Source organism: Streptomyces sp. NPDC039465 (assembly GCF_055639315.1).
Map to the genome: position 1 here is coordinate 39,597 of NZ_JBVKAP010000019.1, position 11,254 is coordinate 50,850.

At 72.9% G+C, this 11,254-nt stretch carries 9 protein-coding genes and 2 pseudogenes; 3 read left to right on the forward strand and 8 right to left on the reverse strand.

The features are described 5' to 3' along the window. Positions 1-207 precede the first annotated feature (207 nt). From ACZ7LT_RS34220 to ACZ7LT_RS34235, 4 genes and pseudogenes are all read right to left on the reverse strand, one after another. Complete coding sequence (locus ACZ7LT_RS34220; protein ID WP_471239998.1) at positions 208-1,299, reverse strand: polyprenyl synthetase family protein; 1,092 nt, start codon at positions 1,297-1,299, stop codon at positions 208-210. After that, positions 1,296-2,471, reverse strand: a complete 1,176-nt coding sequence (locus tag ACZ7LT_RS34225) for a tetratricopeptide repeat protein (RefSeq protein ID WP_471239999.1) — start codon at positions 2,469-2,471, stop codon at positions 1,296-1,298. Before ACZ7LT_RS34225 ends, ACZ7LT_RS34220 begins: the two co-directional genes overlap by 4 nt. 213 nt (positions 2,472-2,684) lie before the next feature. Beyond that, complete coding sequence (locus ACZ7LT_RS34230; RefSeq protein ID WP_471240000.1) at positions 2,685-3,473, reverse strand: GNAT family N-acetyltransferase; 789 nt, start codon at positions 3,471-3,473, stop codon at positions 2,685-2,687. A 150-nt stretch (positions 3,474-3,623) separates the two neighbouring features. Beyond that, positions 3,624-4,674: pseudogene (locus ACZ7LT_RS34235) on the reverse strand (threonine/serine dehydratase). A gap of 262 nt (positions 4,675-4,936) precedes the next feature. Between ACZ7LT_RS34235 and ACZ7LT_RS34240 the strand changes: the two are divergent. Then, positions 4,937-5,425: a carboxymuconolactone decarboxylase family protein gene (locus tag ACZ7LT_RS34240; RefSeq protein ID WP_471240001.1), complete on the forward strand. Its 489-nt coding sequence runs from the start codon at positions 4,937-4,939 to the stop codon at positions 5,423-5,425. Between the two features lie 311 nt (positions 5,426-5,736). Beyond that, the gene (locus tag ACZ7LT_RS34245; RefSeq protein WP_471240002.1) at positions 5,737-5,997 is read left to right on the forward strand and encodes a hypothetical protein; all 261 of its coding nucleotides are present in this window, start codon (positions 5,737-5,739) and stop codon (positions 5,995-5,997) included. Positions 5,998-6,190: 193 nt separating this feature from the next. Here the strand turns inward: ACZ7LT_RS34245 and ACZ7LT_RS34250 are convergent, their stop codons facing one another. Both ACZ7LT_RS34250 and ACZ7LT_RS34255 read right to left on the reverse strand, forming a co-directional pair. After that, positions 6,191-6,550 carry a hypothetical protein gene (locus ACZ7LT_RS34250; RefSeq protein ID WP_471240003.1) on the reverse strand — a complete coding sequence of 120 codons (360 nt, stop codon included), beginning with the start codon at positions 6,548-6,550 and terminating at the stop codon, positions 6,191-6,193. Between the two features lie 229 nt (positions 6,551-6,779). Further along, the gene (locus ACZ7LT_RS34255; RefSeq protein ID WP_471240004.1) at positions 6,780-7,583 is read right to left on the reverse strand and encodes a HEAT repeat domain-containing protein; all 804 of its coding nucleotides are present in this window, start codon (positions 7,581-7,583) and stop codon (positions 6,780-6,782) included. 132 nt (positions 7,584-7,715) lie between these two features. On the opposite strand from ACZ7LT_RS34255, the gene ACZ7LT_RS34260 reads away from it, so the two are divergent. Beyond that, positions 7,716-8,429: an aldehyde dehydrogenase family protein gene (locus ACZ7LT_RS34260; RefSeq protein ID WP_471240005.1), complete on the forward strand. Its 714-nt coding sequence runs from the start codon at positions 7,716-7,718 to the stop codon at positions 8,427-8,429. Between the two features lie 163 nt (positions 8,430-8,592). Here the strand turns inward: ACZ7LT_RS34260 and ACZ7LT_RS34265 are convergent, their stop codons facing one another. Together ACZ7LT_RS34265 and ACZ7LT_RS34270 are read right to left on the reverse strand one after the other, a co-directional pair. Continuing rightward, complete coding sequence (locus tag ACZ7LT_RS34265; RefSeq protein ID WP_471240006.1) at positions 8,593-10,869, reverse strand: S9 family peptidase; 2,277 nt, start codon at positions 10,867-10,869, stop codon at positions 8,593-8,595. Between the two features lie 286 nt (positions 10,870-11,155). After that, positions 11,156-11,254, reverse strand: a pseudogene (locus ACZ7LT_RS34270) (DUF4097 family beta strand repeat-containing protein); the annotation flags it as partial.

An 11,254-nucleotide genomic window follows, 5' to 3' on the forward strand; every position in this document is an offset into this window, starting at 1 on the left:
GGCCGCTGGTGGCGGCCCAGCCCACGGCCAGCACACCACGTCCGCCCGGCAACGGCATCCGAACCCGGCCCGGCATCCCCCGGAAGGAAGAACGACAGGTGCCGCCGACGACCGGACGGGTGGCGAGCGCCTCGACGCCGATGTCGCCGACACGCCACCGGCGCGTCCGCCGGCCAGCCGCACACCCGCACCCCGCCGCCGGCCCAGTCACCAGCTGCGGTCCATCACGTACGTGAACAACGCGTCCAGATCCCCGGCAGCCGCGGCCGTGAGCGAGGCCTCCCGCAGGCCGTGGCGGGCGGCGTCCAGATGCCGCCGCGCCTCCGCGCGGGTCGCGGCCCGCCCGCCCGCCTCCTCCACCAGTACGGCGGCACGCGCCGCCGCCGGGCCGTCCAGCGGCCCGGGGGACTCCAGCAGCACCGCCAGCTCGCGCGCGGCCGGCCCGCCCCCGGCGAGCGCGGCGAGCACCGGGAAGGTCTTCTTGCGCTGCCGCAGATCGCCGTGGACGGGCTTGCCCGTCACCGCCGGGTCACCCCAGATACCGAGCAGGTCGTCCACCGCCTGGAAGGCGACGCCCAGATGGCGCCCGGCCCGCTCCAGCGCCGCCACCGTCCCGGCTCCAGCACCGCCGAGCACCGCACCGAGCGCGATCGCGCAGCCCAGCAACGCCCCCGTCTTGCCCTCCGCCATCGACCGGTACTGCTCCGGCCCCACCGCGCCCGGCCCGCTCCACGGGTGCCGCTCGAAGCGCAGGTCCTCCGCCTGCCCCCACACCAGCGTGTTCAGCGTCCCGCACAACTGCCGCACGCCGGCCGCCGACCAGGGGCCCGGCGCCTCCGCCAGCCTCTGCACCGCCAGGGCGAGGAGCGCGTCCCCGGCCAGGACGGCCGGACCCGTCCCGTACGCCTTCCACACCGCCGGACGCTGCCGCCGCAGTCCGTCGCCGTCCATGATGTCGTCGTGGAGCAGGGAGAAGGTATGCACCAGTTCCACGGCCACCGCACCGGCGACGGCGACCTCGCCGTCCGCCCCCACGGCCTCGGCCCCCAGCACGGCCAGCGCCTGCCGCACCCCCTTGCCCTCGGAGCCGTCCGGATCCGGTGTCCCGGCCGTATCGCTCCAGCCCAGCGCGTACGCCGCCATCTCACCGGTCCAGGGATGCAGCTGCCCCACCGCCTCCACCAGCGCGGGCCTCACCAGCTCACGACAGCGCCCAAGGACACCGGCCACCGCGGCGGCCCGGTCGCCAGCAGGCGCTTGCGCCTGCGACGGTGACGACGTTGTCAGGAAAGAGCTCATCGCAGCCCCTCCGCACCGGCCGCCCGCAGCCCGTCCACGTCGGCCGCCCGCAGCGCCTGCGCCCCGTCCGCGGGCAGCACCGGCGCGCCGGCCCCCGTCCCGCCTTCGGCCGCCTCGGGCAGCGGGCCCACGCCCAGCTCGGCCGCCGCCTTCTCCACCATCTCCCGGGCGTGCCGCAGCCCGATACGGTCCAGCATCGTGCGCAGCTCCGCCAGCTCGGCGGCGCTGCGCGCGGCATCCTGGCCCAGCCGGGCACGCGCCTTGACCAGCCCCAGCCGCGACAGAGCCGTACCCCGCGGCTCCTCCATCTCGCGGAACTCCGCCAGCGCCCGCGTATACAGCTCACGGGCCTCGGCGTACCGGCCCGCCCGGTACAGCACGTTGCCGCGCATCTTGTGGTTGTAGGCGAGCGCGCTCGACAACCCGATCTCCCGGCAGGCCTCCTCCGCCCGCGACAGCAGCGACAGGGCACGCTCCACGTCCCCGTCCCGTACGGACACCACATCGGCGATGCCCCGCAGCGCCCACGCCCACCCGCGCCGGTCCTCAGCACGCAACGCCGTCTCGGCGGCCTCCTCGAACAGCGCCAGCGCCTTGTCGTAGGCGCCGGTGTTGCGGTGCATCTGCGCGATGCCCTCCAGCGCCCACACCGTATGCCGCGCCTCACCACGCCGCCGGGCCTCGGCCAGCAACTGCTCGTGCAGCCGGCCCACGGCCTCGTAATCGCCCTGTATTCGCCCCGTCTCGGCGAGCCCCGCCAGTGAATAGCCCCGCACGACGACGTCCCCGCCCCGCTCACCCATCTCGGCCGCCAGCCGCAGCAACCGGTACGCCAGCCGGAACGCCCCCCGCTGCCGGGCCAGCGTGCCACCACTCCACAAGGCCCACGCCATCGCGCCCTCGTGCCCGGCCGAACGCGCCGCCCGGTAGCTCGCCTTCCACGCCCGGTCGGCCTCCTCGATCCGCCCCAGCCTCCGGTACGCCTCCGCCACGGCCAGCCCGCAGCGCGCCACCTCCGACCGGTCCCCGGCCCGCTCGGCCGCCGCCAGCTCCTCGACACCCCGGGCGAGCACCTCGTCCAGGGATGCGTTCACCGACAGCGACCCCAAAGCCCCCTGGTACTCCGGCGCGGACGCCTTCACCCGTCCTGCCTCACTGACCTGACCTGCCATCAAAACAACCTCCACCAGTCGACTTGATGATCAAGACGCTGGTGGGAGGCGCAGGTTCCGCACAGGCCGCGAAGTCCATCTACGTACGGGTGCGGCGTCATCCTCAAGTGCTACGCGGACGGCCGAAGATCGTCACCGAGACGTACGACGGCCGCCTCCGGCGGACCGACCCGATACAGGGCGAGGACAGGCCGGCTCAGCCGGACGCGGCGTTTACGGGAGCGCCGTGAAGGTGGCCTCGGTGAACTCGCTCACCTCGGTGAAGCCCAGCCTGCGGTAGAGCCCGACGGCGGTGGCGTTGTCCGCCCGGACGTTCAGCCCGATGTGGTCCACGGTCTTGCCCAGCCGCCGGCACAGCGCGGCGACGCAGGCTCCGCCCGCGCCCTGCCCGCGTACCTCGGGGTGGGTGGTGACGTTCCCGAGGGCAGCGACCCGGTAGGCGGCCGAGTAGACGTGCACGCCCGCCACGGCGACCAGCCGCCCGTCCTGCCGGGCCCCCACGTACTGGCCGGTGTCCAGCATCCGCTCGTCGAACCAGTTCCCCGGGTAGGCCTGCGCGAACAGCTCCAGCAGCTCCGGCAGGTCGGCCCGGCTCAGCGGCGCGGGACGCCACGAGCCGTCCGGATGCAGGGCGGCGCGATCGGGGCCGGTGAGCGCCATCCGCAGCAGGGTGCCGTGCGTCTGGACCGCGTACGCCGACTCCAGCACCTTGCCCGCCGCTCCGGTCAGATGCCCGAAGAAGCGCCGGGGCAGCACGGGCACCAGCGCACCGGCCAGCTCCTCCAGCTCCGCGGCCTGCGCGGGCCGGGAGAAGGCGAGCAGGGTGGGAATGTCGCCGACCGCGTACAGCAGCGCGACCGGCCCGCCCTCGGAGACCGTGTACCAGCTGGTGTGCGGCCACAACAGGTCGTCCAGGTCGCCCAGTTCCATCAGGTGCATCATCGGATCGCGCCCGAAGCGTTCGGCCAGGTCGGATCGGTCATGAAGGCTGCGCAGGGTCACCCGCCCAGCGTACGGCGGTGCCTGGGCCGAGCTCCGTCCGGGAGCGGCGGACGGGCCGGACCGTGTGTGCGGCCTGGCCCCTTCGCGGGTCTGCTCTGTCCGTCCCAGATGATCTCGTACGAGAGGCACGGGGGCGCCGCTGGTCGGGGCTCAGGGGTGCATGAGCGTCCCCGCGTCGGTGTTCGCGCCGCAGAGGACCACGCACACCTTCTCGCCGCTGCCGGGCCGGTAGCCGCGGCTCGGCATCGTCGGCTGGGCCGGCAGGTCTCGGTCGGGCACGGGGGCCGCGAGCAGGCCCGCCAGAGCGGTGGCCGCACCGTGCTCCACGGCGATCCGCCGGTGGTCCCACAGGGCCTGGCGGGCGCGGACGATCTCGGCGTCCGGGACCAGGACGGAGCGGACGCCGTTCTGCTGGCCGGCGTGCAGGGCCATGGCGGAGGTACGGCGGGCGCCCAGGGAGTCGGCGGCGATCGAGTCCACGGGGACGTCGACCAGGCGGCCGGCCTCGATCGCGGCGTTCAGCGCGCGGCAGTTCTCCGGCTCGACCGCCACGGTGCGGATGCCGTGGTGCTGGGCGGCGATGGCCACCCCGGCGAACAGGCCGCCGCCACCGACCGCGACCACCACGGTGTCCAGGCCCGGGATCTGCTGCTGGATCTCCTCCAGCAGGGTGCCGGCGCCGGCCGCGATCAGCGGGTGGTCGTAGGCGTGCGAGGCGAGCGCGCCGGTGGCGGCGGCGAACTCCTCGCAGGCGGCCAGCGCCTCGGCGTACTCGGCGCCGACCAGGCGGACATCGGCGCCGTAGCCGCGGAGCCTGGCGACCTTCACCGCCGGGGCGGTCGCCGGCAGGAAGACCGTGGCCCGGACGTCCTGCTGCTGGGCGGCCCAGGCGCACGCCATGCCGGCGTTACCGCCCGAGGCGATGGTCACCCCGGCGTCCGGCAGGGTGCCGGCCGCCGCGGTGGGCCTGGATGAAGTTCTGCGCGCCCCGGGCCTTGAAGCTGCCGGTGTGCTGCATGAACTCCAGCGCCAGCCACACCTCGCACGCCTCCCCGGGCCGCTCGCCGACAGCGTCGCCGAGAGCGTCACGGCGGGCGGTGCGGAACGCGCCCGGCTCGGCCCTGGCCACGGTGACAGGGCGAACGTGCCCGGCGATCCGGTCGGCGGCGGCCTTGATGTCGCCGTACGTCAGTAGGTGCACTTCGCTGCTCCTGCCATCAGAGGGACACGGCCCGGCGATGACCCGGCCGGTGGTGCGGTCGAGGTCTGCTACGGCGCCCGCCACGGGCCGCCCCGAACGTCCCACGCGGCCGTCCACCACGCCGTAACCACGACCTCGGACACGGCTGCCACCCTGCCCGCGCGCGCCGGAAAAAATCTTTTCCGGATTCCTGTCACATCTCTCTCCGCCCCTCCGTCAGTGCAGTGAAGACGCCGAACAAGCCAACACGAAGGACACAGCCATGACGAACCCCTCCGTCTCCCGGATGCCCAACCCCGGCGAGTTCGTGCCCGAGCTGAGCGACATCAGCGCCGCCCTCTTCCGGGCCACCGGCAACCGCTCGGTGCCGCGCACCACCATGAGCCTGGTTCACCTGCGCGCCGGGCAGATCGTGGGCAACACCTACCTGACCATCCTGAACACCTCCTTCCTGCGGAAGGCGGGGGAGTCCGAGGAGCGCATCACCGCCGTCTCCTCGTGGCAGGACGCCCCCTACTTCACCGACGCCGAGCGTGCCGCCCTCGCCCTGGTGGAGGCCACCCTCCAGCCCGCACCGCACGGCAAGGAGCGCGTCTCCGACGAGCTGTACGCGGAGGTGGCGAAGCACTACGACGACAAGGCGCTGGCCACCCTCACGATCGCGATCGGCCAGATCAACTTCTTCATCGCCCTGGCCGTCATCGGCAAGCCGCAGCCGGTCACTTCCCTCGCCGACGAGCAGTGGGACTGACCTGATCCCTCGGCGTGGTCCCGTTCTCCTGCCTCAGGCAGCCGCCCCGCCCGCGCAGATCGCGGGCACCTCGCCGCCCTCACCCGTCCGCCCCGTCTCGGAGGGCGGTGGGCCACCCCCGCCCCTCAAGGTGGACTCGTGAGCGCAAGCGGCGAGAAACACCCACCACGACGGGTGCGGCGGCAGCGGCGGCTGGAGGGTGAAGACCCTCTCCCGCCTCGACTCGACCCGTGACCTGGCTGGGATGCGCGCGCCGCCGCGGACCACACCACCCCCGTAGGAGAAGTGCCGCAAGAGCAAGGAGTTCTGAGATGGCAGCCGAGGCCGTAAGAACCGAAAGTCCCTGCGCCATGATGCGCCGCCAGGCGGACAGTGCCCGCGACGAAATCATCCGCCGCGGGAAGGAGATCACCCGTCTTGAGAGGGAAATCAGTGACCTCAAGGGGCAGCCGGACCCGGACCAGAAGGCGATCGCGGCCCTCGAGCAGAGGCTGACAAGCCTGCGGGAGCAGCTCCAGCAGGAAGAGCTGTCTCTCGACACCCTGGAGCAGGTGATCACCGAGAACTGCTGACAGAAGCGTCAGGTCCGTTTCCCCACGGACCGGATGTCTCCCGCACCACCGCGGTAGGGAGCGGAAGTCGCCCAGGCGCACCCACGCGATCCTCACCCGGACGACGACGATCGGCGGGGTCCTGCAGCGACGCGGCGAACTTTCAAGGCTCCTTTGCGGTCAGGCCGCGGATGCGGCCAAGCCCTGCCGCCCCTCAGGACTTCGCCGGTGCCGGGGTGAGCTCCGGTACGGACGATCCCGGGGGAGCAGAGGGCGTACCGCCGTCCAGGCAGGTCATTGACATGACGACCGTCGCCGGAAGGCCCTGGGCCGGCTCCCCGGGAAGGCCGGCCAGGACCGTCCAGTTGCCCTTCACGAGGGTGAGGGTCTCGCTGCCCATGTCGGGGCCGCTCTGCCAGCCGTATTGGGAACGGGCCCGCGCGAAGGCCGCCTTCAGGGCGGCGTCCACCGTCTGCGGATCGTGCCGTCCCATGAGCCGCTCGAAGCATCGGCCCAGAACGTTCGAGGGTTCTCGCTCCACCGTGATGCCCTCCGCCGTCAAAACCGACGTCATCTCCGCCACCGCCGTGTCCGCAGGCAGCGGCGGACCCGAAAAACGCGGGGGCAGAGGCCCGAGGTCCCTCAGCAGAGGGGCGGCGCAGCCCGTCGCCGTCATCAGCGCCGCCAGGACCAAGGACGCCAGGGCGGTGCGCCCCTGTCGCCGTCGCACGATGATCTCCATCCCCCTTGTTGTTTCTGTTCACTGCACGGCCGGCCAGTCTCCCACCGACGCCGATCGTGCCTCACTCCGGCGCCCGGACCACCTCCACCGCCTCCCGTACGTCCGGATGCGGGTCGTCGGCCAGGCCGTCCAGCAGCTCGGCGACTCCAGGGGTGGACCAGCGGGCGACCGCCCACACCAGCTCCTCCCGCACCCCCGGGTCGGGGTGGGCAGCGAGAGGGCTCAACTGGGCGAGCGGGCCCCGCCGGCGCATGCCGAACCAGTGCAGTGCCTCCCGCAGGGCGGCCGGGTCCCCGGGGGCTCCGGCCGCCGCGACCCTGGCGAGCAGCACCCTGGCTGGCGGCGGCGGCCCGTCCAGCGGATGCGGCAGCCGCTCCAGCAGGCGCCGCGCCCCGTATCCGCCGCGCACCCGGCACCCGAAGCAGGTGCAGGGAGGGACGCCGTGCGCGTCCGGCTGGTACCGCCAGCCCACCACCTGCGGCGCGGTGCGGATCCGGTGGACTTCGCGCGGCCGGATCGCCCGGGGTACGAACACCTCCCACCCGCGCGGGTCCTCCAGCACCGCGATCCGCCGCACCGCCTCGGCCGCGGGGACGGTGGCCTGGGCGTCCCGCCTGCGGTCGCTGTAGCGCCCGACCAGCACGGGCTGGGCGTCGTCCAGTCGCACATGGACGGCCACCAGCCCGCCCCGGCTGCCGAAACGGGCCAGTTCACGCAGCCATTGGTGCGTGAGGGTGTACGACGGCAGCACCGGGAAGCAGTACACCCCCCGCGCACCGCCCTGTCCGCAGCCGGCCGCGCGGATCCCGGACCGCCGGATGCGCGGCGCGTTCGCCGCCGACGTCACGTGCACGAACATCGCCATGGCCGGCATGCTAGGCGACCGCCCGATCACCGCCCTTCTCGGAATCGGTCACCCAGGCCGCAGCTGCCGGCGTCCGCCGCCGTAAGGCCCCCGCCACAGACCCGGCGCGTCACAACTTCGGCGACTCGTGCCGTGACCGGGAAGGTTCGCCGGTTGCTGCTCGCGGGTCGCCAACTCGAGGACGCCGACATCGACAGCGTCGTGCCCGCCCTTATGCCGTACGCGATCATGATGTCCGGCCAGCACTGCCTGGCGCAGACCCGGATCCTCGCTCATCGCAGCCGCTACCAGCAGGTTGTGGATGCGGTTTCCCAAGCAGCTGCTGCGCTGCGGGTCGGCGATCCGGATGACCCCTCGACCGAGGTCGGCCCACTGGTGGCCGAGCGCCAGCGGCGGCGGGTCGAGGACTACATCGCCGGCGGACGTAAGGACGGCGCGACGATCACGGTCGGCGGCGGCCGACCCGCGAGCCAGCCAAAGGGCTGGTACATCGAACCGACGATCTTCGCCAACGTCGACAACTCCATGCGCATCGCGCAGGAGGAGATCTTTGGCCCCGTGCTCGTCGTGATCCCGTTCGACGACGACGACGACGCCGTCAGCATCGCGAACGACTCCAAGTACGGCCTGTCGGGAAGCGTCTGGACCAACGACCCGGACCGGGCCATGCACATCGCCCGCCGAGTGCGCACCGGAACCCTGACGCTGAACGGGTACCGGATCGAGTTCGCCGCCCCCTTCGGCGGATACAAGGAATCCGGGATCGGCCGCGAGTTCGGCCCCGAGGGCCTCAGCTCGTTCCTGGAGTACAAGACGATCAATTTGCCGGGCGATCCAGTGCTGTGACCGGGAAAGGTCCGGTGGTCAGGTCGCGGCCTGGACCGCTCTGCCGCCCCGACAGTTCGCTGCCCCTCCGCCTGCGTGACGGAGGGGCAGCGAACCAAGCGGGACCTGCCTGCCGGCAGCCGCGCATCAACGGCTCGGCGGCCCGAGCGTGGGGTGTCCGCGCTCAGGCGAACAGTTCGGCGAGCAGCTCCGGGCCGACGGCGATGGGGGAGGGCCGGTAGGCGGGCGGCTGCGTGCCCATCAGCTCGCGTACCAGGAAGTCCCAGCAGCGCCCCCGGACGTAGGCCAGGTGGTCGATGAACGTGTGCTCGGCCCCGGGCACGATGAGCAGCTCGAAGTCCTTGTCGGCGGCGATGAGCCGGTCGGCCAGCCGCAGCGTGAGGTCCGGGTGGACCTGGTCGTCCATTTCGCCGTGGACGAGCAGCAGCTTGCCCGCCAGCCGGTCCGCGAGGTCCACGTTGGAGGACCGGGCCCACGCCTCGGGGTTGTCCGCGCCGTCGTAGGTCTCCACGAAGCCCAGGTTGAAGTAGCGGGCGTCGTGCGAACCGGAGAGGGCGACCGCGGTCTTGTACGTCTCGGGGAAGTCGAGCATCGCCCGCGCCGCGGCGAACCCGCCGCCGGAGTGGCCGAACGCGCCCACCCGGTCCAGGTCCATCCACGGCCGGGTCTCGGCCAGCTGCCGCAGCGCCGCGACATGGTCGGCCAGGCCGCCCGCGTCGGCCACACGCCCGAAGGAGGCGTCGTGGAAGGCCTTGCTCCGCCCCGGGGTGCCGCGCCCGTCCACCGCCACCACGACGAACCCCAGCGCCGCGAGGGGTTCCGCATCCAGGCCCATCCCGCCGGGGTCGAAGCACGGGGCGACCCGGTTGACCTGCGGGCCGGGGTAGAGGTTGTCCACCACGGCGTAGCGCTGGGAGGGGTCGAACCCCCGCGGCCGGTACAGCACCCCGTAGATGTCCGTCTCCCCGTCGGCCGCCTTGACGCAGAACCGTTCCGGCGCCGTCCAGCCGGTGGCGGTGAGCTTGCTGATGTCGGCGCGCTCCAGCTCGACCAGCACCCGCCCGGCCCAGTCACGGACCGTCGTGACCGGCGGGGTGTCGACCGTGGAGGCGGAGTCGAGGAAGTACTCCTGGCTGTCCGCCATGGTGACGATGTGGTCCAGCCCGTCGTCGGTGACCTTGGCGAAGCCGGAGCCGTCCAGACCGACACGGCACACCGTGCGCCGGTACGGGTCCTCCTCGACCAGCCCGGAGGCGGTGAAGTACACCACCCGCGCGGCCTCGTCCACGCGCAGGATCTGCCGCACCGCCCACTGCCCGGACGTGACCTGCCCGAGCAGCTCGCCGCTGCGCAGGTCGTACCGGTACAGGTGGCCCCAGCCGTCCCGCTGCGAGTACCACAGCACCTCGTCTGTCAGGACCCGCACGATCGGCGGCTCGAACATCCACTGGTTGGGCTCCACGCGGGTCTCCCCGCTCTCGGCGAGCACGGTGGTGACCTCGCCGGTGACCGCGTCCAGCCGGTGCAGGGTCAGCGTGTGCAGGTCGCGGGGCCGGCTGAGGTAGTACACCGCCGAGCTGTCCTCGGCCCACCACGCCCACTTGATCATGATCGGCGACAGCTGCGGCATGAGCAGCGGCTCGGCCTGCGCGCGGACCATGGTGCCCGCCTGCACGTCCAGGACGACCAACTCGGCCTGCGGCACGTGCTCGTCACCGGGGTAGGCGAAGCGCTGCGTGTGGGTCAGGGGCGCGCCGCCGTCGGCGGGCCTGGCCTCCACGAGGTGCGTCTGGCGGACGTTGCGCTCATCGGTCCGGTGCGCCAGCACCTTCGTGGAGTCGGGCGACCAGGCCACCGCGGGCGGCAGGTGCGGCAGGCCGAACTTGCGCAGCAGGGTGGCGTTGCCCGTGCACTGCGGGCCGGAGCCGTACCGGTGGTCGGGCTCGCCGTCGGTGGTCAGCGCCCACTCGCGGCCGTCGGACAGCGAACGCGCCCACAGGTCGTGGCCCCGCTGGGAGATCGCGAGCTTCCTGTCGGGTGAGGGCACGTCCAGCGGGTTGCCGGGCGGCGTGAACTCTGCCTGCTCGCAGGTGTAGTCGTCCAGGCGGCAGCGCCAGTACGCGCCGAGCGCGCCGAACTCCACGGCGTTGCCGGTCAGTTCGATGGCCATGAACGGCAGGGCCTCAGGGTCGACCGGCTGCCCGGAGGCGGCGGCCAGAGCGGCGGCGAGCCGGGCGTGGTCGAAGGCCGGCTCCCGGGTGCCCGTCGCCGGGTCGACCAGCACGAACCGTCTGCCGGCGCCGTTGCTCACCGCGTACCAGAAGCGGGCACCCCCGTCGATCCACTGCGGCCTGACCTTGTCGCCGACGACGAGCTCGCCGGGGCGGGCGGGCCGGCGCAGGAGCTGTTCCGCGGCCTGGTAGTCCTGAGTGGTGCTCATGTTCTGTGGCCCTCTTCGGTGTTGGTGCCGGCATGGGACGCCACGGTGGCGCCGCTACGGCGAAGTTGATCATGACATGGGGGCTTGAGCGAGGGCGTTTTCGCCGTCTCGCGGGCCGGGTGAGGCAGGGTGGGAACGGGTCCGGACGGCGGTGGTCTTGCCGGCGCCGTCCGGGCGAAGGTGCTTGTCCCCGGACGGCCGGGCCGGCGCCGTCGAGGACGGTCTTGCCGCCGCAGTGCGCAGCCCGTTCGCCGCGGGGGTCAAGTCGGCCCTGGTGGCTGCCGCTTCAGAGGCTGCGGGCGGTGATGTTGCCGTACGAGGTGGTCGCGTTGATGTTCAGGCCGGCGGAGGCGCCGTCGGTGTTGTTGAGGGTGTTGTGGATCCG